The organism is Roseomonas sp. HF4, from assembly GCF_005222755.1.
In the GTDB taxonomy this organism is placed as follows: domain Bacteria; phylum Pseudomonadota; class Alphaproteobacteria; order Acetobacterales; family Acetobacteraceae; genus Neoroseomonas.
Map to the genome: position 1 here is coordinate 253,723 of NZ_STGD01000004.1, position 24,126 is coordinate 277,848.

20 protein-coding genes are annotated in these 24,126 nt (G+C 73.6%); 13 read left to right on the forward strand and 7 right to left on the reverse strand.

The features are described 5' to 3' along the window. The first annotated feature begins 1 nt into the window (after position 1). The 3 genes from recO (at position 2) to E8M80_RS08650 (ending at position 5,109) form a co-directional block, all read left to right on the forward strand. Positions 2 to 739: a DNA repair protein RecO gene (gene recO / locus E8M80_RS08640; protein ID WP_137125388.1), complete on the forward strand. Its 738-nt coding sequence runs from the start codon at positions 2 to 4 to the stop codon at positions 737 to 739. 36 nt (positions 740 to 775) lie between these two features. Beyond that, complete coding sequence (gene parC / locus E8M80_RS08645; protein WP_137125271.1) at positions 776 to 3,010, forward strand: DNA topoisomerase IV subunit A; 2,235 nt, start codon at positions 776 to 778, stop codon at positions 3,008 to 3,010. 233 nt (positions 3,011 to 3,243) lie between these two features. Then, on the forward strand, positions 3,244 to 5,109 hold the full coding sequence (locus E8M80_RS08650) for a hypothetical protein (protein ID WP_137125272.1): 1,866 nt from the start codon (positions 3,244 to 3,246) through the stop codon (positions 5,107 to 5,109). Positions 5,110 to 5,125: 16 nt separating this feature from the next. On the opposite strand, the gene E8M80_RS26570 is transcribed toward E8M80_RS08650, so the two are convergent. The 3 genes from E8M80_RS26570 to tyrS all read right to left on the reverse strand — a co-directional run bounded on the left by E8M80_RS26570 (position 5,126) and on the right by tyrS (position 8,334). Next, complete coding sequence (locus E8M80_RS26570) at positions 5,126 to 5,308, reverse strand: S4 domain-containing protein (RefSeq protein ID WP_240789950.1); 183 nt, start codon at positions 5,306 to 5,308, stop codon at positions 5,126 to 5,128. A 604-nt stretch (positions 5,309 to 5,912) separates the two neighbouring features. Beyond that, positions 5,913 to 6,932, reverse strand: a complete 1,020-nt coding sequence (locus E8M80_RS08660; protein WP_170979285.1) for a tripartite tricarboxylate transporter substrate binding protein — start codon at positions 6,930 to 6,932, stop codon at positions 5,913 to 5,915. A 175-nt stretch (positions 6,933 to 7,107) separates the two neighbouring features. Continuing rightward, the gene (gene tyrS, locus E8M80_RS08665) at positions 7,108 to 8,334 is read right to left on the reverse strand and encodes a tyrosine--tRNA ligase (RefSeq protein WP_137125274.1); all 1,227 of its coding nucleotides are present in this window, start codon (positions 8,332 to 8,334) and stop codon (positions 7,108 to 7,110) included. Positions 8,335 to 8,511: 177 nt separating this feature from the next. On the opposite strand from tyrS, the gene E8M80_RS08670 reads away from it, so the two are divergent. Together E8M80_RS08670 and E8M80_RS08675 are read left to right on the forward strand one after the other, a co-directional pair. Continuing rightward, positions 8,512 to 9,606 (forward strand): anhydro-N-acetylmuramic acid kinase, encoded by a 1,095-nt coding sequence (locus E8M80_RS08670; protein WP_170979302.1) that lies wholly within the window; start codon positions 8,512 to 8,514, stop codon positions 9,604 to 9,606. Positions 9,607 to 9,619: 13 nt separating this feature from the next. Continuing rightward, the gene (locus E8M80_RS08675) at positions 9,620 to 10,678 is read left to right on the forward strand and encodes a site-2 protease family protein (RefSeq protein ID WP_137125276.1); all 1,059 of its coding nucleotides are present in this window, start codon (positions 9,620 to 9,622) and stop codon (positions 10,676 to 10,678) included. Positions 10,679 to 10,799: 121 nt separating this feature from the next. Here the strand turns inward: E8M80_RS08675 and E8M80_RS08680 are convergent, their stop codons facing one another. Further along, positions 10,800 to 11,489, reverse strand: a complete 690-nt coding sequence (locus tag E8M80_RS08680) for a Crp/Fnr family transcriptional regulator (protein WP_137125277.1) — start codon at positions 11,487 to 11,489, stop codon at positions 10,800 to 10,802. Between the two features lie 303 nt (positions 11,490 to 11,792). Between E8M80_RS08680 and E8M80_RS08685 the strand changes: the two genes are divergently transcribed. From E8M80_RS08685 to E8M80_RS08710, 7 genes are all read left to right on the forward strand, one after another. Next, positions 11,793 to 12,542, forward strand: a complete 750-nt coding sequence (locus E8M80_RS08685) for a hypothetical protein (protein WP_137125278.1) — start codon at positions 11,793 to 11,795, stop codon at positions 12,540 to 12,542. Between the two features lie 62 nt (positions 12,543 to 12,604). After that, positions 12,605 to 12,916: a hypothetical protein gene (locus E8M80_RS08690; protein WP_137125279.1), complete on the forward strand. Its 312-nt coding sequence runs from the start codon at positions 12,605 to 12,607 to the stop codon at positions 12,914 to 12,916. A gap of 71 nt (positions 12,917 to 12,987) precedes the next feature. Then, positions 12,988 to 13,815, forward strand: coding sequence for a dienelactone hydrolase family protein (locus tag E8M80_RS08695; RefSeq protein WP_137125280.1), 828 nt, complete (start codon positions 12,988 to 12,990; stop codon positions 13,813 to 13,815). A gap of 103 nt (positions 13,816 to 13,918) precedes the next feature. Next, positions 13,919 to 14,275, forward strand: coding sequence for a c-type cytochrome (locus E8M80_RS25875; protein WP_170979286.1), 357 nt, complete (start codon positions 13,919 to 13,921; stop codon positions 14,273 to 14,275). Then, entirely contained in the window at positions 14,272 to 14,973 is a 702-nt protein-coding gene (locus E8M80_RS08700; RefSeq protein ID WP_170979287.1) for a phytochelatin synthase family protein, read from the forward strand. The genes E8M80_RS25875 and E8M80_RS08700 overlap by 4 nt, the downstream gene beginning before the upstream one ends. Continuing rightward, positions 14,970 to 15,389 (forward strand): hypothetical protein, encoded by a 420-nt coding sequence (locus E8M80_RS08705; RefSeq protein ID WP_137125282.1) that lies wholly within the window; start codon positions 14,970 to 14,972, stop codon positions 15,387 to 15,389. The genes E8M80_RS08700 and E8M80_RS08705 overlap by 4 nt, the downstream gene beginning before the upstream one ends. Beyond that, positions 15,386 to 17,011, forward strand: a complete 1,626-nt coding sequence (locus E8M80_RS08710; RefSeq protein WP_137125283.1) for a GMC oxidoreductase — start codon at positions 15,386 to 15,388, stop codon at positions 17,009 to 17,011. The genes E8M80_RS08705 and E8M80_RS08710 overlap by 4 nt, the downstream gene beginning before the upstream one ends. A 15-nt stretch (positions 17,012 to 17,026) precedes the next feature. Here E8M80_RS08710 and E8M80_RS08715 read toward each other — a convergent pair whose 3' ends face one another. Further along, positions 17,027 to 18,802, reverse strand: a complete 1,776-nt coding sequence (locus E8M80_RS08715; RefSeq protein ID WP_170979288.1) for an adenylate/guanylate cyclase domain-containing protein — start codon at positions 18,800 to 18,802, stop codon at positions 17,027 to 17,029. 163 nt (positions 18,803 to 18,965) lie between these two features. On the opposite strand from E8M80_RS08715, the gene E8M80_RS08720 reads away from it, so the two are divergent. Further along, entirely contained in the window at positions 18,966 to 20,507 is a 1,542-nt protein-coding gene (locus tag E8M80_RS08720) for a hypothetical protein (protein ID WP_170979289.1), read from the forward strand. 125 nt (positions 20,508 to 20,632) lie between these two features. On the opposite strand, the gene E8M80_RS08725 is transcribed toward E8M80_RS08720, so the two are convergent. Both E8M80_RS08725 and E8M80_RS08730 read right to left on the reverse strand, forming a co-directional pair. Then, entirely contained in the window at positions 20,633 to 22,783 is a 2,151-nt protein-coding gene (locus tag E8M80_RS08725) for a cyclic nucleotide-binding domain-containing protein (RefSeq protein ID WP_170979290.1), read from the reverse strand. 547 nt (positions 22,784 to 23,330) lie between these two features. Then, complete coding sequence (locus tag E8M80_RS08730; RefSeq protein ID WP_137125287.1) at positions 23,331 to 23,999, reverse strand: alpha/beta hydrolase; 669 nt, start codon at positions 23,997 to 23,999, stop codon at positions 23,331 to 23,333. Positions 24,000 to 24,126 lie beyond the last annotated feature (127 nt).

A 24,126-nucleotide genomic window follows, 5' to 3' on the forward strand; every position in this document is an offset into this window, starting at 1 on the left:
CGTGGAGTGGACCGCCCCGGCCGTGGTGCTGGAGGTCCGCCCGCATGGCGAAGGCGGCGCCGTCGTCTCGCTGCTCACCGAGGAACACGGCCGCCACGCCGGCCTCGCCAAGGGCGGTGCGTCGCGTGCCCAGGCGGGGCTCTGGCTTCCGGGCAACCTCATCGAGGCGCGCTGGATCGCCCGCCTGCCCGACCAGCTCGGCGCGTTGAGCGGGGAGATGGTCCACCCCGCCGCGGCCCTGGCCATGGAGGACCCGCTGGCGCTGGCCGTGCTGTCCTCGGCCTGCGCCATCGCGGCCGATGCGCTGCCGGAACGCGAGCCCCATCCCCGTGCCTTCCACGCCCTGGTGTCGCTCATCGGGCATCTGGCCGGCGGTGCCGAGGGCGTGCTCGCCGACTATGTGCGGTGGGAGGCCCTGGTGCTGACCGAACTGGGCTATGGGCTCAATCTCGAATCCTGCGCGGTCACCGGTGTGACCGAAGGCCTCACCCATGTCTCCCCGCGCACCGGGCGTGCCGTCAGCGCCGGCGCCGCCGCGCCCTTCACCGGCCGCCTGCTGCCCCTGCCGGCCTTCCTGCGGGATGGCGAGAACCCCGGCGACGCCGCCGCCTGGGATGCCGGGCTCCGCCTGACCGGCCATTTCCTGGAACGCGACGCCTTCGGCGCCCGCCATCGCCCGGTGCCCGAGGCGCGGCATCGGCTGGCGGACCGGGTGGCGGTGCTGGCGGCATCGGTGTAAGCCCGCGCCCACGAGAACGAAGCGCGAATCACCCCCATGCCCGACGACATCAAGACCCCGATCGACGACGGCGGCGCGACGCGCGAGACGCGGCTCGCGGATGCGCTGTCGGAACGCTACCTGGCCTACGCGCTCTCCACCATCACGGCACGGTCCCTGCCGGATGTGCGCGACGGCCTGAAGCCCGTCCATCGACGCCTGCTCTGGGCGATGCACCAGCTGCGCCTCGACCCCGCCGCCGGGTTCAAGAAATGCGCCCGCATCGTCGGCGACGTCATGGGCAAGTACCATCCGCATGGCGACAGCAGCATCTACGAGGCGCTGGTTCGCCAGGCGCAGGACTTCGCCGCGCGCTACCCGCTGGTCGAGGGCCAGGGGAACTTCGGCAACATTGACGGCGATAACGCCGCGGCCATGCGCTACACGGAAGCGCGCCTGACCGAGGTCGCGCAGGCGATGCTGGATGGCATCGAGGAGAACGCCGTCGATTTCCGCGCCACCTACGATGGCGAGGAACGCGAGCCCATCGTCCTGCCCGCCGCCTTCCCGAACCTGCTGGCGAACGGCGCGGCCGGCATCGCGGTCGGCATGGCGACCTCCATCCCGCCGCACAATGCGGGCGAACTCTGCGCCGCCGCGCTGGAACTCGTGCGCAACCCGTCCGCCACCACGGCGGACCTCCTGCGCCACATCCCCGGCCCCGACTTCCCGACCGGCGGCGTCCTGGTCGAACCCGCCGACGCCATCCGCGAGGCCTACGAGACCGGCCGCGGCGGCTTCCGCGTGCGCGCGCGCTGGGAGCGTGAGGCGCTCAAGAACGGCACCTGGCAGATCGTTGTCACCGAGATCCCCTACCAGGTCCAGAAGGCGCGGCTGATCGAGCAGATCGCGCAGCTTCTCGAGGAGAAGAAGCTCCCGCTGCTGGGCGACGTGCGCGACGAGAGCACCGACGTTGTCCGCCTGGTGCTGGAGCCCAAATCCCGCACGGTCGAGCCCGCCGTGCTCATGGAGACGATGTTCCGCGCCACCGCGCTGGAATCCCGCTTCCCGCTCAACATGAACGTGCTGGACGCCGAGCGCACGCCGCGCGTGATGGGGCTGCGCGACGTGCTGCGCGCCTGGCTCGACCACCGCCACGTGGTGCTGGTGCGCCGCACGGAACACCGCCTGGCGGCGATCGCGCGGCGCCTCGAAATCCTCGACGGGTACCTCATCGCCTACCTCAATCTCGACGAGGTGATCCGTATCATCCGCAGCGAGGACGAGCCGAAGCCGGTGCTGATGGCGGCCTTCTCGCTGACCGACCTGCAGGCGGACAGCATCCTCAACATGCGCCTGCGCTCGCTCCGCCGGCTCGAGGAGATGGAGATCCGCAAGGAGCACAAGAAGCTCAGCGCGGAGCAGAAGAAGCTGCAGGGCCTGCTCGGCTCCGACCGCAGGCGCTGGGACGCGATCGCCGACGAGATCGAGGCGACGCGCGCGAAGTTCGGTGACGGCGCGCTGGGCCGCCGCCGCACCGAGACCGGCCGCCTGCTGCCCGCCGTGCTGGTCGACGAGACCGCCTTCGTCGAGCGCGAGCCCATCACCGTCATCCTGTCGGAGAAAGGCTGGATCCGCGCGCAGAAGGGCCACATCCCGCTCGAGGCCGAGATCCGCTTCAAGGAAGGCGACAGCCTGCTGGTCGCACTCCATGCCGAGACCACGGACCGCATCGTCGTCTTCGCGACCAACGGCCGCGCCTACACGCTCAAGGCCGATGTCCTGCCGCGCGGCCGGGGCGACGGCCAGCCGGTGCGGCTGATGGTGGACCTGACGAACGAAGATGCGGTCGTCGCGATGTTCGTCCACCGCGACGCCGCGCGCTTCCTGGTCGCGGCCTCCGACGGCAAGGGCTTCATCGTGAAGGGCGAGGATCTGCTGGCCGAGAAGCGCACGGGCAAGCAGGTGCTGAACCTCGAGCCGCCGGTCGAGGCCGCGCTCTGCGTGCTCGCCGATGGCGACAGCGTCGCCGTGATCGGTGAGAACCGGAAGCTGCTGGTCTTCCCCATCGAGCAGGTGCCCGAGATGACGCGCGGCCGCGGCGTGCAGCTGCAGGCCTACCGCGACGGCGGGCTGTCGGACGCCAAGGTGTTCACCCGCGCGGACGGGCTGACCTGGACGCTTGGCGGGCGGACGCGCACCGAGACGGATCTTCGCCCTTGGCTCGGCAACCGGGCGGGGGCAGGGAAGGCTCCGCCGAACGGGTTCCCGCGGGGGAACCGCTTCGAGTAAGGCGCGATCCGCGGCGCGTGTGTCGCGAAAGGCCGGCGGCGCAACGATGTGCGCGGTGCGCCGCCGTGCCGCAGGAATGGATAAGAATTCCGTCGATCGGTCACGGCACCCGGCCGGGTGGTAGTGTCCCGGACCTCGAGTCGAGATCCCTGGACGGCACGGTGACAGAAGGCCCTCATCGCGAAGGCTTGTTCCGGCTGCACGGTGCGGCCGCGTCCAGGACACCCCTGTCCGTGGCGGTGCTCGCGCTGCTGGCGCTGTTGCTCGCCGCCCTCGTGCCGGCGCGCGCGGACGCGCCGGTCGTTGCGCTGCGCGTCGGGAGCCATGCCGATTTCGGGCGGCTCGTCTTCGACCTGCCACCACAGATGACGTATCGCGTCGAGCAGCAGGGCGAGCGCATCGCGGTGCAGTTCGATGGCCCGGCCGCGATCCGGCTCGGTGCTGCCCGCAGCGCCGTGCGCAACGTCGTCTCGGTGCGCGAGGCGGATGGCCTGGTGCTGGTCGAGGCGGAGCCGGGCGCGCGGTTCCTTCACTTCAGGCTCGGCAACCGTCTGGTGCTCGACTTCCGCGACGGCGAGACCGGCGCCGCACGACCCGAGCGCGCGGCGCGTGCCACCGTGCCCGGACGCGCCGAGGCCGCCGCGCCGGCGGCGCGCCCGGAGGCGCCCGCCACTGCCCGGCTCGTCGTCGCGCCGGCCGTCCTGCCGCTGCCTCCGCCCCTGCCGCCGGAGGCAGGTGTCGCGCAGCGGACGGCGCCGCCGGAGGCTCCCGTTGCGGCGCCCCCCGCGTCGGCGTCGCTCCCCGCGCCGCGCGTCGCGACGGCCATGATCGAACCGACCGCTCGGCCGTCCGCCACCCCCGAACGGAGCGCCGCGCCGCGCACCGGTGACACCCCGCGCCCCATGGCCGCGGCGCCTCCGCCTGCGCCGGCGGCCGCGCTGCCGGCTACGACGGCAGCGCCCCCGTTGGCGCCCCCTTACGATCGGGCCGCCGTGCTGCCGGACAGCGCCCCCGCGGCCGATGCGGCTCCGCCGGCGCCGCCCGTCGCGGCGGCCGCGCCCGGGCCGACCCTGCGCCTCGCCATCATCCCTGATCGGGGCGCCACCCCGGGGGGCGGCGCTGCTCCGGCCTCCGCGGCCGGGGCATCCCCGCCCGCCGACGCCACGCGTCGGCCGGCCGGCGATGCGGCCGCTCCGGTGCCGGAACGGCTTGCCAGCCTGCCGATCCCGCCCAGCCTGCGGGCGGAGGGTCCCGCGTCGGCGGAGGGCGGCGAGGTCGCCTTCGCGCGCCCCGTGCCCGCGCGCCCCGGCGAGGAGCGCGGCGGGTCAGATATCGCCGCTGCCCTGGCGGTGCTCCATCCGGTGACCGCGATGGGCGGCTGGCGCCAACTGCTCGAGCGCAACCTGCGCCACCTCGGATATGGCCCGGAAATCCGGCCGATGCAGGAGCGCCCGTTTCGCGACGCGGTGCGCGCCTACCAGCGGCAGATCGGCGCCGACCCGACGGGAACGCTGACCATCGCGCAGAGCGAACGTCTGATGCGCGCACAGCGCCGGCTTTCCGAAACGGGCATCTCCGCCGGCCCGATGATGTTCGTCGCGACCGAGATCGAGGTCGCCATCGCCGGCACCTGGACCGTCATCGACGGCCGCGCGGCGCATCCCGTCAACCGCTCCCGCATCAGCTGCCAGCGTCGGGCCGGGACCTGCGTGGAGGCGGCGGCGCGCGTCGCCCTCTCCGATGACAAGGCCGGCGGCATGCTGGCGAGCGACCTCATCACCTACCGGATCGTCGAATGGTTACCGACGATGATCCGCGCCGAACTCGCCGAGCCCTGCGTGACGCGAACCCTGCTGCTGCGCCTGTACAGCCGCGAGGTCGTCCTTCTCGACCGGCCGGATCCGCATCCTGCCTGCCGCACGGACACCACGCTGTCGGTTGGCATCCAGGTGCTCGGCCCCGGCGCGGAGCCGATCGCGCAGCATTACGATGAGCGGCGTGCATCGGCGGCCGCGGATCTCAGCCCGGCCCTCCGCGACCTGCTCGAGCGCGCCTCCGCCGGCCGGGCAGAGACTGCCACCATCGCCTCGCGCCGCTGAGGCCGCGCCGCTAGCCTCAGCCCGGCCGCACCAGCACGTGCCGCTTCCGCCCTGCCGGGATCTTCGCCGCCCCGTCCCGCAGGTCGGATGGCGCGACGCCAGCGGCGGCATCGGTCACTACGACATCGTTCAGCCGGAGCCCGTTCTGCGCGACCAGTCGCCGCGCCTCCCGCTTCGACGCCGCGAGCCCCGCATGCACGGCCAGGTCGATGAAGCGCGCGGGTAGGGGCGCGACGATGGCCGGCAGCGTGTCGGCCGCGGCACCTTCCTCGAAGGCCGCCGCGCCGTCTCCCCCGCCGCGCGCCCGTGCAGCAGCGCCGCCGCCTCGGCCGCCTGCCTGAAGGTTGCCAGCTGCTCGTTCTCGAGCGCCGTGTCGACCGTGAGGCGGGTGCGGGTCTGCGCCTCGGCCGCGGGGGCGAGGCCGATCAGGGCGCAGGCGAGCAGGGCAAGGCGGCGCATGGGTGTGGCCCCCTCCAACTTCTCAGGGTGCCTGGCGCGTCGCCGGCGTCATACCAAGCGCACGAAGTTCCAACTTTCGGCCCGAAGGGCCGAGGCCGCGGATGCGGCCCGCCGGTTGTCCGGCGAAGCCAAGGGCCGCGGATGCGGCCCGCCCGGCGTCTGAGGGGCACGAAGGTGAAACCTTCGTGCGCCAGGTATCAGTCCCGTGACGGTCGCGTTGCCGTTCGGTGGTAGGTCCATCCGGCGCCCGCACAGGACCGGCCGAGCCGCTCCCGGTCGCCGCCTCCCGCCGACGACCGGAGGCCGGCGGGGGACGAAGCGCGGCAGGGCGCGCCCGGCGGATGCTATCCGCGCAGCCCCAGCCGCGCGATCACCGCGTTCCAGCGCACCGCCTCGCGCGCCTGGTGCGCACCGAAGGCGGCGGGCGAGGTCCCGAGGATCTCGGTGCCCGCCACATCGAGTCCGCCGCGCGCCGCCGGGTCGGACTGGACCGATGCACGGATGACCTCGGCGAGACGCTCCGCCGCGCTGCGCGGGAAGCCCGCCGGGGCGACGACGCCGATCCAGCCGTAGAAGGCTGCATCGGGCAGGCCGGCCTCCTCGAAGGTCGGCACATCGGGCAGCGCGCTCAAGCGGTGCTCACCGGACTGCACCAGGGCGCGCAGGCGCCCGTCCTGGACGTGCGGCAGCGCGGCAAAGGGCTGATTGAGCATCGCCTGCACGTGCCCCGCCACCAGGTCGAGCGTCGCCTGCGGAAAGCCGCGATAGGGCACGTGCGTGATGTCGAGCCCGAGCCGTGCCTTCAACTCCTCCATGGCCAGGTGCGTGATCGTCCCTGGCCCGATCGAGGCGTAGCTCAGCACCCCTGGATACGCTCGCACTCGCGCGACGAACCCCGGCCAGTCGTTCACCGGCAGCGAAGGGTGCACCGTGAGCACGAGGGGCACGCGGCCGATCAGCGTGACCGGCGTGAAGTCGCGCGCGGGGTCATAGGGCAGGCCGGGGTTCATCGCCCGCGCCGTGGTGGTCGGCCCGCCGTTCACGAAGCCCAGCGCGTGCAGGTCGCGCGCCTGCGCCACCGCGCCGGCGGCCAGCGTCCCTCCGGCGCCCGGCCGGTTCTCGACAACGAAGGGCTGCCCGAAGGCGGCGGCAAGATGGGGCGCGAGGCCACGCGCAAGCAGATCAGGCCCCGCCCCCGGCGGCTGCCCGACCAGAAGCCGCACGGGCCGGTCCGGCCAGCGCGATTGCGCCGAGGCCCGCCGGGCCGCGACCAGGCCGAGCGAGGCGCCGACCACGCGCCGCCGGCGCAGATGACCGAGCGCGAGGCGCAGCGTGCGATTAAGGGGACGAGGCGATGGGGACATGGGGCACTCCTTCCGGGATGTGATCCGGGGTGGGTGCTCCGCGCCTTGATGGTTGTTCTGCTTGCGGGGCAGGCCGAGGATGCCCGAGCGACGGGCCGATTGTCCAGGTCGGCGCGCGGGCCGCGGGGTGTGGCCCGCGCGCCCTCGCGGGTGCGCCCCCCCCGGACGGCGCGCCCTACCCCGGCCGCACCAGCACGTGCCGCTTCCGTCCCGCCGAGATCTTCGCCGCGCCGTCCCGCAGGTCGGATGGCGCGACGCCGGCGGCGACATCGGTCACCACGACATCGTTCAGCCGGAGCCCGTTCTGCGCGATCAGCCGCCGCGCCTCGCCCTTCGACGCCGCGAGCCCCGCCTGCACGACCAGGTCGATGAAGGGCGCGGGCAGCGCCGCGACGATGGCCGGCAGCGTCTCGGCCGCGGCACCTTCCTCGAAGGCCCGCCGCGCCGTCTCCGCCGCCCTCTCCGCTGCCGCGCGGCCGTGCAGCAGTGCCGTCGCCTCGGTCGCCAGCACCTTCTTCGCCTCGTTCACCTCGGCGCCCTGCAGCGCGCCGAGGCGCCGGACCTCGTCCATCGGCAGGTCCGTGAACAGCGCCAGGAAGCGGCCGACATCCGCATCCTCGGTGTTGCGCCAGTACTGCCAGTAGTCATAGGGCGACAGCCGGTCGGGGTTCAGCCAGACCGCGCCGGCCGCCGTCTTGCCCATCTTGGCGCCGGAGGCGGTCGTCAGGAGCGGCGTGGTCAGCGCATGGGCCTCGGCGCCCGCCATGCGGCGGATCAGGTCGGCGCCGAGGACGATGTTCCCCCACTGGTCCGACCCGCCCATCTGCAGCACGGCACCGTGCCGGCGATGCAGTTCCAGGAAGTCATAGGATTGCAGCAGCATGTAGTTGAATTCGAGGAAGCTCAGCGGCTGGTCGCGTTCCAGGCGCAGCCGCACGCTGTCCATGGTCAACATGCGGTTGACGCTGAAGTGGCGCCCGACGTCGCGCAGGAACGGGATGTAGTGCAGCGCGTCGAGCCATTCCGCGTTGTCGAGCATCATGGCGCCGGCGTCGAAATTGAGCAGCGCCTCGAAGGTACGGCGGATGCCCGCCTTGTTCGCCTCGATCGTCGCCTCGGTGAGCAGCTGTCGCGCCTCGTCCTTGCCGGACGGGTCGCCCACCTTGGTCGTGCCGCCGCCGATGAGCGCAATCGGTCGCCCGCCGGTCTTTTGCAGCAGGCGCAGCAGCATGGTCGGCATCAGGTGGCCGACATGCAGGCTGTCGGCCGTGCAGTCGTAGCCGATATAGGCGACGAGCCCGCCCTTGCTCAGCGCGGCGTCGAGCGCCGCCTCGTCCGTCGTCTGGTGGACGTAGCCGCGCTCCTTGGCGATGCGCAGGAAATCGCTGTTCGGGCCGCTCATGGTCATGCTGCTCGCTTGCGGGGACATCCGCCGGAAGGGCGCTCGGGCTAGCGCATTTTGCGCCGATGCGAAACCGGCGCCGCCCGGCCACCCGCGTCAGCCACCTGGAATGGCGGGTCGCCTGGGGTGCGGGCTGGTGCCGCTGCGGGCAAAATGCGCTAGCACGTCAGTCGCATGCTGAGAACCATCGGGCTGATGAGCGGCACCTCCCTGGACGGGGTGGACGCCGCCTACGTCGAGACGGACGGCGAGACGATCGCCCGTCTCGGCCCCCGGCTCACGCTTCCCTACGACCCGAAGCTGCGCCGCGCGCTGCGCGCGCTGCTCGACCGGGCGGAAAGCCTGTCGGAGGACGATCCGGACCTCCGCGACGCCGTCCGGCGCATCACCGACCGCCATGCGGAAGCGGTCGAGGCGCTCGGCCTGGAGGCGGACCTGATCGGCTTCCACGGCCAGACCATCCTGCACCGCCCGCCGGTCGCCGGGCGCAATGTCCGGCCGTTCACCTGGCAGGTGGGCGACGCGGCGGCGCTCGCCAAGCGCACCGGCATGACGGTCGCGTATGACTTCCGCTCGGCCGACGTGGCGGCGGGCGGGCAGGGTGCGCCGCTGGTGCCGGTCTTCCACCGCGCGCTGGCCGCGCCGCTGCCGAAGCCGCTCGCGATCCTGAACCTCGGCGGCGTCGGCAACGTCACCTGGCTCGGCGAGGGGGGCGAGATGCTGGCCTTCGACACCGGCCCGGCGAACGGTCCGCTCGACGACTGGGCGCGCCAGCACACGGGGAAGGACTACGACGCGGCCGGCCGTCTGGCGCTGGCGGGGCAGGCGGATGGCGCCGTGCTCGGCCGGCTCATGGCGCATCCCTACCTGGCCGCGCCGCCGCCCAAATCCCTCGACCGGCTGGATTTCGACCGGGCACTGAAGGAGGCCGGGGCGGCGGAGCTCTCGGCCGCCGACGGCGCGGCCACGCTCTGCGCCTTCTGCGCCGTCTGCGTCGCCGCGGCCGCGCGGCTGTTTCCGGAGCCACCCCTGCAATGGCTGGTCGCCGGCGGCGGGCGGCGGAACCCGGCCATCATGCGGGCGTTGCAGGGCGCGCTCGAGGAACCGGTCCGCCCCGTCGAGGTCGCGGGCTGGGACGGCGACGCGCTGGAGGCGCAGGCCTTCGGGCTGCTCGCGGCGCGCGTCTCGCGCGGGCTGCCCATCACCTTCCCCGGCACGACGGGGGCGCCGCGGCCGATCGCGGGCGGGCGGATCATCGGCTCCCTGTTGTAGTAGGGTGCCGAGCATGGCCTGGTCCTTCCCCATCGCGACGGTGCGCGGCACCGTCATTCGCATCCATGTCACCTTCTTCCTGCTGCTCGCCTGGATCGGCGCGGTGCATGCGCGGGATGGCGGCGCCAGCGCGGCGCTGGCGGGCATGGCCTTCATCGCGCTGGTCTTCGGCTGCGTGGTGCTGCACGAGCTCGGCCACGCTGCCGCGGCGCGGCGCTACGGCATCGCGACGCCCGACATCACCTTGCTGCCCATCGGCGGCCTTGCGCGGCTGGAACGCATCCCGGAGGAACCCTGGCGGGAGATCGCGATCGCGGTCGCGGGGCCGGCGGTCAATGTCGGCATCTGCCTGGTGCTGGCGCTGCTCGCCGGCGGCATCCCGCCCGCCATGGAGGGCCTGGCCCCCGAGGACCCGCGGGCGGGCTTCCTGGCCCGGCTGTTCTGGGTGAACGCCTTCCTCGTGCTGTTCAACATGATCCCGGCCTTCCCGATGGATGGCGGGCGGGTGCTGCGCGCGGTGCTGACCTTCCGCCTCGGCCACCGGCGGGCGACGCGCGTGGCGGCCTCGGTCGGCCAGGCGGTCGCGATCCTGCTCGGCTTCGCGGGGCTGTTCGGCGCGCCGCTGCTGATCTTCATCGCGCTGTTCGTCTGGCTCGGCGCGGCGGGGGAGGCGGCGGAGGAGGAACTCCGCGCCGCGACCCGCGACCTCAGCGCCGAGGACGCGATGGAGACCAGGTTCGAGGCGCTGCCGCCCGAGGCCGACATCGCAGCCGCGGCCGAGGCGCTGCTCCGCACGCCGCAGCAGGATTTCCCCGTGGTGGACGGGACGGGGCGGGTGCTCGGCCTGCTGACGCGCGATGCCATCATCCATGCGCTGCGGCAGGCGGGGTCCGCGACGCCGGTGGCCGATGCCATGCAGGACCTGCCGCGCGTGCCGCGCCGCGCCCCGCTGCAGGAGGCGATGCAGGCCCTGTCCGGCGGCCCTGCCGTGGCGGTCGAGGACGCGCAAGGGCGGCTCATCGGCCTGCTGACGCCGGCTAACCTCGCGGATCTCATCGCGCTGAAGGCGTAACCGGCACCGCCCCGCACCCCGACCCGACCATCCATCCAGGATATTGTCGCCGGGTGGCCGGGTGGGGGGCGCGGGCCGGTCCCGACTCCGCCGACGCGAAAAACGCTCCAGGCGCCGCGGGTCAGTTTCCCCCGACCAGGCGCCAGGCCTCCCGCAGTTCCTGCTCCAGCAGGACCGGCTGCGGCAGGATCAGCCCGCCCTTGGCCTGCTCCAGAAGCCGCTCCCGCTGCAGTGCGGCGATGGCGCGCGAGACCACCTCCCGCCGGGTCCCGATGCGCGAGGCGAGTTCGTGGTGGGTCCGTGGCGGCGAGACGATCCGCCCGCCCTGCGTCCTTGGCCGCGCCAGGCGCAGAAGCTGTGAAATCAGCCGGGCCCGGACCGGCAGCACGCTCAGCTCGAACAGCCTCGTGTCCTTTTCCCTGATGAGGCCGACCAGGGACCGCATGAGGTGGAGGGAGGCGGCCGGGGTCGCGAGGACGAAGGCAAGGAACGGGGCGGCGGGCAGGGCGCAGACCTTGCTGCTCGTCAGCGCGACGATGCCGGCGGAACGCGTCGCGCCATCGATCACCGCCAGTTCCCCGAACACCGCGCCCGGCCCGATGTCGTTCAGGATCAGCTCCTGCCCGCCGCTGCCGCGGCTGACGACCCGCAGGGTTCCTGTCGCCACGAAGTAGACGTCGCGCGGCGCGTCGCCGTGCTCGAGCACGGTCTGGCCCTCGGAGAAATGCAGCCAGCGGGCCGTCGCCGCGAGACCGGCCAGCGCCTCGTGCGGGAAAGGGCGGAAGAACGGCAGTTGCGTCAGGTCGTCCATCGCGCGGACCTCCGCGCGCGAGACTGGCCGCGCACGGACGGGCCGGCAATCCGGACATGTGTCGCACTTCGCCTGGATCCCCTCGGTGACTTTCGGCACCGCGGGCCGCCGCTCTTTGGCGTGGGATCCCACTCGGCGCGGTTGAGTCAGGGACGCACGATGATGACATCGGACGGATCGCTGAACGAACGAACCGGAAGGCCTGAGTTGCCAGTTGCCGGTTCGGCCGCCGCCCCGGCCCCCAGCCGCCGTCGCGTCACGACCGGACGTGCATGCCGCTGCAACCCCGAAAGGAGATCTGCCATGACCCCGCAACGTCTTGCCAGCCTGATCGCCTTCGCGCTCGCCGCCGTCCCGGCCGCCGCCTCAGAATACACGCGGTTCGAGTCGCTGCAGGTCACGCATTCGGTGCAGGGCGACGAAGGGCCGGCCTGCACTCGGCTCGCGCTCCTGAACCTGCCCGCGGGCTGGTCCTCCGGCGACGCCGCGGTCGTGCTGCTGACGATGGCGCAAACGGCCGCCCCGCTGCGCGACCAGCTGGTTTCCATGCTGATCGAGGAGAATACCGCCGTGGTCGAGCTGACCTCCGGCGGGCCGGCCTCGTGTGCCGGCGACACCGCCGGAACCTCCCGTCTCGCGCCCCCGCCCGACGTCGCCGGCGAACTGCTGGGCGCGCTGGACGCTGTGACGCGGGTGGGCGGCGCCGGCCTGGTGGTCGCCATCGGGTACGGCTCCGGCGCGCACCAGGTGCTGGCTGCGACCACGGAGCGCGAGGCATCGGTCAGGCTCGGCCCCGACGGGCCGCGCTTCGCCGCGACCCTGGCGCTCGGCGACGGCACGCCGCGCTTCGCGCTCGGCGCGACGCAGGTGCCGCGGGAACGCGCCTCCGAACGGCTCGCGCTGCTCTGCGGCTCCCTGGGCCACGTCGCCGATGGCCTGCGGGAGGACGGGCGCGCCGAACTGCGTGCGGCCTCCGCCGCCTGCAACGCCACGCTGGCGGTCGCGGCGAACCCTACCGCGGTGACGGTCAGCTTCGTGCCGCCTCGCCGCTGAACGACACGGGTGCAACACAGCGCACGCAGGGCCTGCGTGCGCCTCCTCGAGGAGCAGGACCAATGAACAGCCCATCCTTCGCCCAGGGCACGAAGCTTGCCTCGGACCCGATCCCGGCCCTGCCCCTGGTGGGCGGCATCGGGGCGTTCCTCAGGGTCGGGCCCGGGGCTCGACCAGCCGCGACGCCGGCCCCTCGCGACGCCGTGGACTGCGCCGCGGCGCGGCTGCGCGCCCTCGGGCCGTGCGGCGGCACCGTCGAGGCTGAGCGCGCGGCACGCGCCCTGGCCGCCGCATTTTGCGCCAAGGTGCTGCGCGGTGTCGTCGCACGGGTCCGCGTCCGGCACATGACAACCCGCGCCCGGCACGGCGACTGATGGTCCCGGCGCGCCAGGGCCGACCGCGCCGCGCCGCGCGCGGTCGCCTGCGGCGATGCCTGGCGCGGCCCGTGCGGGCATGCCTGCGCGGGCCGGCGATCCTGCTGGTCGTCCTGCTCGCGGCGATGCCGGCCCCGGCGCGCATCCTTCTCGAGCATCTCGGCCTGGCGAGCATGATCGAGGACGGGTCGGGCCGGGCGGTCGGGCTTTTGACGACGCCTCCGGGTGCCACCGACGGCGCGGCGCCGCATGCGGCGGTGCTGATCGTGCACGACTCGCTGGGCCAGGACGGGCGCAGCGCCCGCTATGTCGAGCAACTGGTCGGGGCCGGCCTGGCCGTCCTGGAGATCGCGGCGGAACCGGGCGAAGCCGATGCCGGCCTGGTCGTCCGGGCTTACGCGGCATTGGCCCGCCATCCGACGATCGACCCCGCGCGGATCGGCCTGCTCGCCTTCGGCGAGGGCGCGCGCGTCGCCCTGGCCGCGACCCTCGACGAGGACCCCTTCGCGGCGCGCGTCGTCCTCTATCCGGGTTGCGCCGCCCTTTTGCGCGACCTGCCCGGGCGCGCCGCCCCTTCGCATGGCCGCCTGCTGCTCATGCACGGGCTCGAGGACGCCGCGAACACGGAGGCCGACTGCACGGCGCTCGCCGCACGGCTGCCGGGGGCCGTGCCGTCGCGGCTGCGCTCCCTTCGCGACGCCACCTATGCCTGGGACTTTCCCTCCGCGGACCCGCAGGCGCCCTGGCTCCATCCGGCGCCGGGCGGCGAGGGTCGCGTGCGGGTGCAGCCCTGGCCGGCGCTCGCGGAGGTAACGGCCGCGGAGGCCGCCGCCTTCCTGGCGGCCATGGCGCGTCCCCGGGGAATGCCGGCGGGCGCGCCCGCCGTGGGGATGCGGTGACTGCCGGACGCCGCCGGGCGCCGCACCGCGCCGCCGACCCTGGCGCCGGCGCTGGCGCCGTCCTAGCCTCCGACCGTTCCATGGTGAGAGCGCCGCACCGCACATGACGCCTGACCATTCCCGCCCCGGCCGGTGGCGGCTTGCGGCCGCGACGGGGCTGCTGCTGCTGCTGCCCCTGGATGCCCACGCCCAAGGCGACTCCGCGCCGGCCGGCACCGTGCCTGCCTCCGCCGAGCAATGCCTGTCCTGCCACGGCCCCTTCGGCCGGCCGGACAACCCCGACTATCCCATCATCGGCGGGCAGAACGCCGCCTACCTCGCCGCGGCGCTGCGCGCCTATCGCGCGGGGCAGCGCACCAGCGAACTCGCGGCCACTATGGCAGGGTTCGCGGAGCCGCTGGACGACCCGACGATCGACGAACTGGCCGCCTTCTTCGCCGGGCTGAGGTCGCTGCGATGACGCGCCTGTTCCGCCTCGCGCTCCTGCTGTTCGCGCTGCTGGCGGCGGGGCCGCTCCGCGCGCAGGTCGTGGCGCTGGACAGCGCCGAGGGCACCGCGCGGTTCCAGCGAGCGATCCCCGGGCCGCAGGCGCTCGGGCTGCTCGCGCATCTCGAGACGGAGATGTTCCTCACCTTCTGCGGGCCGGCCTCGCTCGCCACGGCGCTCAACTCGCTCGGGCTGCGCGACCCGTCGCCGGCGGCCTTCTATCCGCACCGGCGGATGACGCAGACCTCGCTGTTCACGCCGCCCAACCTCGCCGTGAAGAGCTACGCCGCGGTGCAGGCCGGCGGCCTGACGCTCGAACAACTCGCCGCCTTCGCGCGCAACCTCGGCGCCACGGCCGAGGCGGTGCACGCCGACGCGCTGGATGCCGCGACGCTGCGCGCGCGCCTGGCGGAGGCGCTGGCCGACCCCGCGCGGCGCGTCATCGTCAACTATTCCCGCATCCCGCTCGCGCAGGATGGCGACGGCCACATCTCCCCGGTCGCGGCCTATGACGCCGCGAGCGACAGCGTGCTGATCCTGGATGTCGCGCGCTACAAGTATCCGCCGGTCTGGGCGCCGGTCGCGGACCTGCTGGCCGCGATGCAGCGCCTCGACACGGAGTCGGGACGGCCGCGCGGCCTGCTGCTGCTGACCGCGCGGGGCGGCGGATGAGGCGGCGCGACCTGCTGGCGGCCACGGCCGCCGCACCGCTGGCCGGCGCGCGCGGCGCGTCGGCGGCGGCGGGCGAGGACTTCGCGGAGGCCGCCATGGCGCTGGCCGGCAGCGGCGCCCTGCCGCCCTTCGTGATGGATGCCGCACGGCGGATGCTGGAAGCCGAGTTCGGCGCCGCCACGGTCGCTGACCTCGTCGGGGCCGTCGGCGCTTGGCGCCGCGGCGCCGCGCTGCCCGCGGCGCTGGAGCCGCCGGCGCAGCGGCTTCTCGTCATCCTCTACACGGGCGAGACGGCGGCGGCCGACCCGCGCGCGCGCGCGGGCCACTATCCCTGGGCGCTGGCCTGGCAGCTGCTCCGCTTCGCCAAGGCGCCCGGCCTCTGCAGCGGCGGCTTCGGCGACTGGGCCCGCACGTGACCGCGGACGCGACCGAGGCCTGCGACGTCGCCATCGTCGGCTCGGGCGTGGCCGGGGCCCACGCCGCCCTTGCACTGGCGCAGAAGGGCCTCGGCGTGATCGTGCTGGAAGCCGGCCAGCGGCGCAGCCGGGCCGAGCTGACGCGCACCTTCTTCGCGAACCCGGTGAAGGGCCCGCAATCGGCCTATCCGCCCGACCCCTTCGCGCCCTTCCCCGAAGACGGGCGCTACGACGCCTTCTATACCCAGGGCGGCGCCATGCCCTTCATCGGCGCCTACCTGCGGCTGGTCGGCGGCACCTCCTGGCACTGGACCGGCTTCGCCGACCGGCTCAGGCCGAGCGACTTCCGCATGCGGTCCCTCTTTGGGGTCGGCCGGGACTGGCCGATCCCCTACGCGTCGCTCGAGCCGTACTACGAGCGCGCCGAGGCGGAATGGGGCGTCTCGGGCGACCCGCGCTTCACCTGGGGCGCGCCGCGGCGCGGGCCCTTCCCGCAGCCGCCGATCCCACCGAGCGCGCTCGACCTTGCCATCGCGCCGGTGCTGGCGCGGCTCGGGCTCTCGGCGGGGCTGTTCTCGCATGCACGCAACTCCGTGCCATTCGACGGTCGGCCGGTCTGCTGCGGCAACAACACCTGCGTGCCGATCTGCCCGATCGGGGCGAAGTACGACGCCTCGGTCCATGTCGCGAAGGCCGAGGCGGCCGGCGCGCGGCTGATCGACCGCGCCCGGGTGGATTTCATCGAACTGGATGCCGCGCGCCGCGTGGCGGCGCTGGTGGCCAAGCGCCCCGACGGCAGCACGCTCCGCGTCACGGCGCGGCACTACCTGCTCTGCTGCCACGCGATCGAGACGCCGCGCCTGCTGCTGGCCAGCCGCCAGGCACAGGCGCCGAACGGGGTCGCGAACGGCAGCGACAATGTCGGGCGCTGGCTGCTGACCCAGGCAAACCAGGACATCCAGGGCCTCACGCGCGACCCGGTGCTGCCCTATCGCGGCCCGCAGCAGACGAGCGGTATCGAGCAACTGCGCGACGGCCCCTTCCGCCGACACCGCGCAGCAGTCGGCACGTCGTTCATGAACAGCGGGTGGTCGGGCAACAGCGACGCCACCGACGTCGCGCGCGACCTGATCGCGCAGGGCCTGAAGGGCAGCGCACTGGCAACCGCGCTGAACCTGCGCGTCGCGCGCCACCTCCGCCTCAACGCCTCGGCCGAGACGCTGGCGCGGCGCGAGAACCGGGTCGAGCTCGACCCCGTGCAGCGCGATGCGGCCGGCATCCCGCGCCCGCGCGTGACCTTCGCGCTGGATGACTACACGCGGCGCGGCCTGGCCGAGGCGCTGCGCCTGAACCGGAAGGTCTTCGAGGCGCTGGGCGCGACGGAGGTGCGCTGGAACGCGCCCTACCTGTCGAACGCGATCATCGCGGGCACGACACGGATGGGCCGCGATGCCCGCCATTCGGTGGTCGATCCCGACCTCCGCACGCACGAACATGCGAACCTGTCGATCCTCGGGCCGTCCACGCATGTCAGCGCGCCGGTGAACGCGCCGAGCCTGACCGTCGCCGCGCTCGCCTACCGCCTGGCCGACCGGCTGACCGCGCCGGGCGGGCTCGGCTGACGCGCTGTGGCCGCGTCAGGCGGCAACCGGCGACGGCTCGTCGCCCGCCGGCAGCCCGGCGCGGCGCAGCCCCTCGACCAGCGCGTCCACCGCGCCTTCGCGCTTGATCGAGACGCTGTAGTAGCGACGTAGGCTCGACTGCGTCTCCCGCGGGCTGAGCGCGAGCAGGCGCCGCACCGCCTCCCGGCCCTCGTCGGGCCGGTCGAGCAGGCCGAGGCAGGCGGCGCGGATCCGCCAGGCCGGGACGTAGTCCGCCTTCTCCTGCAGCGTGCGGCCGGTCCAGTCGAGGCTGTCCTCGTAGCGACCGGCGGTGAAGGTGGCGAAGGCGGCCGCGAGGAACTTGTTGTAGGTCTGCGCGTCCACCGGGCTCAGCCGGTGCGCGCGCTCGAGATGCGCGAGCGCCACGTCGCTGTCGCCGAGATAGGCGCGCGCCATGCCGCTGTAGGTGAGCGCATCGGCGGAACTCGGGTTGATCCGGAGCGCGCGGTCGATCAGCGCGATGCCGTCCGAAACCTCGCCGCCGGCCAGCGCCACGACGATCCCGCCCATCCAGAGCACCTCGGGATCGTCCGGCGCCAGTTCGGTCGCGCGGCGCCCCATGCGCGCGCCCTGCGCGATCGAGGGATGGTCGGGCGGCACCCAGCCCTGGACCTTGCGGTGCAGGCGGCAGCGCGCGCCGAGCGCCAGGTTGCGCGCGTGGTCGGGATCCAGCCGCAGCGCGCGGTCGGTGAGCTCCAGCGCCGTCTCGATGTCGTCCCGCGTCATCCGGTAGAAATGCCCGGTGGCGCGCAGGAACAGGTCCTGCGCCTCGATGTTCTCGGGCGGCCGGCGCCCGACGCGCTCGACCTCGGCGAACAGCAGGCGAGGCTCGATCACGGCGGCGACGCCCTCGGTCACCTTGTCCTGCAGCGCGAACATGTCCTCGACGTCGCCGTCGAAGCGGTCTGCCCAGATCTGGATGCCGGTCTCGGCCTCGACGACGTGGCCGGTAATGCGCATGCGGTTGCCGGCGCGCCGCACCGTGCCGTCCAGCACGTAGCGCACGCCGAGTTCCCGGCCCACCTGGCTCACCGGCACGGCGCGGCCCTTGTAGGTGAAGGATGACCCGCGCGCGATCACGAAGAAGGACCGTACGCGCGAGAGGGCATTGATGATGTCCTCCACCATGCCGTCCGCGAAGTATTCCTGTTCGGGGTCGCCGCTCAGGTTCTGGAAGGGCAGCACGGCGATCGAAGGCTTGTCCGGCAGCGGAGGATGGGCCCGCGGCGCCCCGGCCTCGGCGCCGAGGACGCGAAAGCAGCGCACGCGCTGGTCGAAGCCCCGCAACTCCAGCGCGCCGAGGTCCTCGAACGCCTGGTCCACGGTGCCGCGGACCGCCTCGTGCAACGGCCCCGTCACGACGATGCCGCCGGGCTGCGCGATGTTCTGCAGCCGCGCCGCCAGGTTCACCACGGCGCCGAAGACCTTGCTGCCGCTGAACACGGCCTCGCCGGAGCTGATGCCGACGCGGCACAGCACGCGCTGGTCCTCCGGTTCGTCCCGGCTGGTGTCCTTGAGCGCCTGCTGGAAGTCGAGAGCCGCGCGCAGCGCCGCCGGCGCCGTGGCGAAATGGGCGATCAGCCCGTCCCCGGCGATGCTGGCGACACGGCCCTCGTTGGCCGAAATGGTCTGGCGGATGTGCCGGATGGCAGCGGAGACCCGGGCATAGGCCCGTTCCTCGTCCCCTGCCAGAAGGGCGGTATAACCCGCGATATCGGCGGCCAGAATGGTCGCGGCCCGACGCTCAGTCATTCCGATCCACAGCCCCAGGCGAAAGATAATGCGTGACGCAGGAAGCAGACAAGGCGCGGCGCCGATGGAAGCCGGACCGCGGCCGGACAGAACCCCCGTGGCAGGGCGGCGAAGACCGCCGGCCCTGGCCGCCGCGTGCCGGTGGGTGCTGCTTGTCGCCGCCATGCTGCATCCCGCGCCGCCCGCCGCGGGCCAGCACGCCGGACACGGCCCCGCGCTTGGCAACGTGCACATGCCGGTCGGCTGCAACGCCCCGGCCCAGCAGGCCTTCGACGAAGGCCTGCTGCAGCAGCATTCCTTCGGCCATGCGGCGGCGCGCGACGGCTTCGCGCGGGCGCTCGCCGCCGATCCGGCCTGCGCGATGGCGCGCTGGGGCCTGGCGCTGGCGACGCTCGACAACCTGTTCGCGGTGCCCGCGGCGGATGACATGGCGCGCGCCGCGGAGGTGCTCCGCGACGCGCCGGCCGCACCGGCACCCTGGAACGGCTGGATCGCCGCGCTGGACGCGCTGGTGCAGCCGGGCGGCGCGCCGTGGCAGCCGAGGCTCGCGGCGTTCGCGACGCGCATGGAGAGGCTCGCCGCGGCCAGTCCCGGCGACGACGAGACGCAGGTCTTCCACGCGCTGGCGCTGCTGATGGCGGCGCCCTCCGACGACCCGGTCGCCGCCGCGCACCGCCACGCCGCGGCGATCCTGGAGCCGATCTGGGCGCGCCAGCCGGACCATCCCGGGGTGATGCACTACCTGATCCATGCCTACGACACGCCGGACCTCGCCGGGCGCGGCCTGCCGGCGGCCATCCGCTATGCGGAGATCGCCTCCGCCTCCGCCCATGCCCAGCACATGCCGTCCCACATCTTCACGCGGCTCGGCAGCTGGCCGGCCTCCATCGAGGCCAACCGCCGCTCGGCCGCATTGGCGCGCGCGGCCGGCGAGGCCAATGACGAACTCCATGCGCGGGACTACCTGATCTACGCGCTGCTGCAAACGGGCCGGGGCGCCGCCGCGCGCGCCGCCTGGGCCGAGGCCGCGGCGGTGGTGCCCCGCCTGAACGCGACGCATATCGCGGGGCCATTCGCCGTCGCGGCGATGCCGGCGCGCCTAGCGCTCGAAACCGGGGACTGGCGGAGGGCATCGGACCTGCCGCTCGCCGCCGGCGGGTTTCCCCAGGTTGCCGCGCTGACGCATTTCGCACGCGGCGTCGGGCTCGCCCGGAGCGGACGGCCGGACGCCAGCGCGGCCGAGGCCGCCGCCATGGAGCCGCTCGAAGCCGCGCTGCGCGCCTCCGGGCAGGCGGACTGGGCCGCGCAGGTCGGGGCGCAGCGCCGGGCGGTCGGCGCCCTGGCCGCCATCGCGCGGGGCGACGCGGATTCGGGCCTCAGCGACTTGCGCCAGGCGGCGGACGCCGAGGATGCGCTGCTCAAGAGCGTCGTGGTGCCAGGCCCGCTCGCGCCGCTGCGCGAAGTGCTGGGCGAGGTGCTGCTCGGCCTGGCGCGCCATGCCGAGGCCGACGCCGCGTTCCAGGAGGTGCTGCGGCTCAACCCGAATCGCTTCCGCGCCCTGGCGGGCGCGGCGGCGGCGGCCGAGGCCGGTGGCAGGGCGCCGGTCGCAGTCGCCCGCTACCGGCTGCTGCTGGCCCTGGCGGCGGGGGCGGACGAACCGCGCGCGGAGCTTGCCGAGGCGGCCAGGATCGTCCGCCGGGACTGACGCCGAGCGCACGGAGGCTTCGCCTTCGTGCCCCTTTCGCGGGGGAGCCGGCGGGCGGCAGCCACGGCCTCGGCCCTTCGGGCCGCGTGTCGGGACTTCGTGCGCCGAGTATGACGCCGGCGCGGTCAGCGGAGCGCGAGGTCCATCGCGCGCGTGTTGTCGACCAGCTTGTCGGCCAGTTGCAGCATCAGCGCGCGCTGCACGAGAACGGCCAGCGCCGGGTCCTCGGCCTCCATGCGCCGGAGCGCGGCGGTCGGCAGGCGCCAGACGCGCGACGGGGCAGCCGCGATCACCGACGCGGTCCGCGCGCCGCCGCGCAGCAGCGCGAGTTCGCCGAACAGGGTTCCGGCGCGCATCGTCCGCAGGTGGCGCGGAGGCTCGCCGGACCTGAGAAGCACGGCCGACATCCGGCCGTCCTCGAGGTAGTACATGCCGTCCGCCGGCGCGCCCTCGCGGATCAGTACGGTCCCCGCCGGGATCTCCGCGGCCTCGACGAAGGGCGCGAGACGCGCCTCGGTGACCGCCGCGCCCTCGATCGAGTTGAGGTAGTCGACGAAGCCGAGGCGCTCCTCGCCGGCCGCGGCGCCGGCCTCGGCCAGGAGCATGTCCTCCGCCCGCTCGAGCGCACGGTCGGCGCTGTCGGCCTGCAGCCGGACCGCCTCCGCCAGTACGCCATGCGCGGCGAAGCGCTGCGCGACGGCGGGTCGCAGCGCGCTCAGCACGCAGCCTGCCCCGGCACCGGCGAGCAATCCCTCGATGCGGCGGAACACCTCGACCGCCGAGCTGTCGAGTCCGACGACGTGCTGGAAGTCGAGCAGCACGTAGCGTGCGCCGCCGCCGACCCGCGCCGCCAGGGCTTCGCGCACCGCTTCCGCATTGAGGAAGAACAGGTAGCCCTGCAGGCGGAACAGCACGATCGCGCCCCCGTGCGCCTGCAGCGCATGCGTCTCGGCGGCCGGGCGCGCGACGCTGCTGCGCAGTTCGTCGCCGCCGACCACGCCGCGGATGACCGGCACGCGCCGGTAGGCCCAGACGAACATCACGAGCGCCAGTCCCAGGCCGAGCAGGAGGCCCTGGAGGATCCCGAGGACCGCGATGACCGAGGCAACCAGCAGGAGGATGGCGGCTTCGTGCCGCGGCAGGGCGCGGCATTCGCGGATGGACCGCAGCACCAGCCACTCGAACCCGAAGGCCATGATCAGGGCCGCCAGCACCGGCCGCGGCACCAGCCCGAGCAGGTCGGATCCCTGCAGGAGCACGACCGACGCGCACAGCACGGGAACCAACACATTCCATCGGCTCGTTGCGCCGAACCGGGCGAGCAGGGTCGAGCCCGACGCGCTGTGCCCCGTCGGGATTGCGCCGGCCAGGCCGGAGACGATGTTGGCGGCCCCCGCGATGGCCATCTGCCGGTTGACGTCCAGCTCACGCCCCAGCGCGGCCTCGGTGCCCGTCACCATCAGCGCGACGGTCACTGCGGTCAGGAGCATCGACGACACGAGATAGGGCAGCAGGGCGCGGATGGCATGCCAGTCGATGAGGAGGAAGGCGCCCGACGGCGGGGCGGTCAGCACCATGCCGTCCTGGAAGGGCCCGAGCAGCCACCCCGACGCCTGCGCCTCCGCCACCGGCTGGCCGATCAGCATGCGCACGGCGTGGTAGGCGAGGCAGGCCAGCACGAACAAGGCGGGCATTCCTCCCAGGCGGCGGGCGACGTGCGGCAGGACCACGAGCGACCCGGCGATGCCGACGCAGACGGCGAGCCGGAGCGCCGCCCCGTCCGGCAGGCCGTCGCCGAGGATGGCGGTGCCCAGCTTCGTCCCGGTCGCCATGGCGAAGGCGGCCAGCATGAAGATCGCGCCGATGCCGCAGAAGAAGCCGCTGCTGACCGGGTGCGGCAGGAATCGCACCATGGCGCCGAGCCGCATCCTGGCGATCAGGCAGACCGCGAGGCCCGCCGCGACCGTCATGGCGGCGCTCGCGACCAGCGCGGCGCCGAGGCGCAGGCCTTCGTCCGCCACGCCGCGCGCCGCGAAGTGGGCTTCCATGCCATGGGTCGCGGCGGCGTGGAGGATGGCGGTCGCGCCGAAATAATTGACAACGAGCCCGCCGATCCTGGTGCCCATGGCGATGACGAGGTTTGCCGCGATCAGGCCGAGCAGCAGCGCCGAGATGAACAGCCGCGTCGCGAACGGATCGGCGGTTGGCGCAATGAGTTCCGCGTAGGCGATCGTATTGGCGATGGACCAGACGGCCACGGTGGAGGCGGCGAGCATGCTCGCGCCGCCGCTCCGCGCCCGTCCAACGGCCTTTGCGAGGACCGTTGCGGTCGACGCCATACGCGAGCCTCCTCGAGATGATGCGGCGGCGAATCTCGCGCACGCGTCCCCTGACCGCCCGAAGGGACCCGGGAAGCCGCGCTCCGACGTCAGGATATTGGCAGGCGGCGATGCGCGGCGATAGCGCCAGGCCCTGCCCAGGGCGAGGCCTGTCGTGACCCGCATATCACGGACGGCGCATCCTCGCGTCGTCTCGCATGCGCAGGACCACGTCCTGCGCGAGCGCACGCGGCGGCGTCCCCGGCCATGGCCGAGGGCATCGGCCGCCCCTTGGGGCCCGCGGCCGTTCACCGGCGCGGAATGTGATCTGGGTCAATGCAGGTCGCGATCCGATCGGGCTTGATTGTCCCGAGGTTCCCACCTGCCTGCCCCCGATGATCGGAGGGGCGGAAGTCCTGACCGGCGGCGGCGGCCTCCGGACATGCGAAGGGCCCCCGGAAGATCCGGAGGCCCCGTCGGAGACGCGCGGGCGCTGGACCGCCGCTCAGTCGGCGGCGAGCGCCATGCGGCCGCGGTTCAGCACGCTCATCACATGGTCCTCGGCCGCGTCCACGGCGCGATCCGTCTGCTCGGGCGTGTAGACGTGCCCGGCGCCCGGCATGACGCGGTAGTCGATGGTGATGCCCTTCTGCGTGTTGAGCTTGTCCACGAGCTTGCGCACCGACGGCTCCGGAACGAGCTCGTCGTCGGCGCCATGCAGGATCAGGCCGTTGCAGGGGCAGGGGGCGAGGAAGCCGAAATCGTAGTGCGACGCCGGGGCGCTGAGCGACACGAAGCCGCCCATTTCCGGCCGGCGCATCAGCACCTGCATGCCGACATAGGACCCGAAGGAATACCCCGCGACCCAGAGCATCGACGCGTTCGGGTTCACCGCCTGCAGGAAGTCGAGGCCGGAACAGGCGTCGGAAACCTCCCCGATGCCGCCGTCATAGCGACCCTGGCTGCGCCCGACTCCGCGGTAGTTGAACCGGAGCACGGAGAAGCCCATCGCCTGGAAGCGCTGGTAAAGGCTGTAGGTGACCCGGTTGTTCATGGTCCCGCCGTGCAGCGGGTGCGGGTGGAGGATCAGGGCCACTGGCGCATTGGGCCGCTTCGCATGATGGTATCGTCCTTCGAGCCGACCATCCGGCCCCGCGAACATGACCTCGGGCATCGTGCGTCCAATTCCAATGCGCTTCGCGACAAGGCCGCCGGTCCGGCGCCGCGCGGGGCGGAACCGGTATGGTGCGGCGGCCCCGCCGCATGTTTGGGGAACCTCGTGTCGGCGGTGCGGGGGCACC

What these genes read in the sequence shown, in the direction of transcription:
- E8M80_RS08675 (WP_137125276.1), top strand. Translation starts at nt 9,620, where the DNA reads ATGGCCTGGTCCTTCCCCATCGCGACGGTGCGCGGCACCGTCATTCGC.
- E8M80_RS08725 (WP_170979290.1), bottom strand. Translation starts at nt 22,783, where the DNA reads ATGCTCGCCGCCTCCACCGTGGCCGTCTGGTCCATCGCCAATACGATC.
- E8M80_RS08660 (WP_170979285.1), bottom strand. Translation starts at nt 6,932, where the DNA reads ATGTCCCCATCGCCTCGTCCCCTTAATCGCACGCTGCGCCTCGCGCTC.
- tyrS (WP_137125274.1), bottom strand. Translation starts at nt 8,334, where the DNA reads ATGAGCGGCCCGAACAGCGATTTCCTGCGCATCGCCAAGGAGCGCGGC.
- E8M80_RS08720 (WP_170979289.1), top strand. Translation starts at nt 18,966, where the DNA reads ATGCTGCATCCCGCGCCGCCCGCCGCGGGCCAGCACGCCGGACACGGC.
- E8M80_RS08705 (WP_137125282.1), top strand. Translation starts at nt 14,970, where the DNA reads ATGAGGCGGCGCGACCTGCTGGCGGCCACGGCCGCCGCACCGCTGGCC.
- E8M80_RS25875 (WP_170979286.1), top strand. Translation starts at nt 13,919, where the DNA reads ATGACGCCTGACCATTCCCGCCCCGGCCGGTGGCGGCTTGCGGCCGCG.
- E8M80_RS08730 (WP_137125287.1), bottom strand. Translation starts at nt 23,999, where the DNA reads ATGCCCGAGGTCATGTTCGCGGGGCCGGATGGTCGGCTCGAAGGACGA.
- E8M80_RS08685 (WP_137125278.1), top strand. Translation starts at nt 11,793, where the DNA reads ATGACCCCGCAACGTCTTGCCAGCCTGATCGCCTTCGCGCTCGCCGCC.
- E8M80_RS08690 (WP_137125279.1), top strand. Translation starts at nt 12,605, where the DNA reads ATGAACAGCCCATCCTTCGCCCAGGGCACGAAGCTTGCCTCGGACCCG.
- E8M80_RS08715 (WP_170979288.1), bottom strand. Translation starts at nt 18,802, where the DNA reads ATGACTGAGCGTCGGGCCGCGACCATTCTGGCCGCCGATATCGCGGGT.
- E8M80_RS08680 (WP_137125277.1), bottom strand. Translation starts at nt 11,489, where the DNA reads ATGGACGACCTGACGCAACTGCCGTTCTTCCGCCCTTTCCCGCACGAG.
- parC (WP_137125271.1), top strand. Translation starts at nt 776, where the DNA reads ATGCCCGACGACATCAAGACCCCGATCGACGACGGCGGCGCGACGCGC.
- E8M80_RS08700 (WP_170979287.1), top strand. Translation starts at nt 14,272, where the DNA reads ATGACGCGCCTGTTCCGCCTCGCGCTCCTGCTGTTCGCGCTGCTGGCG.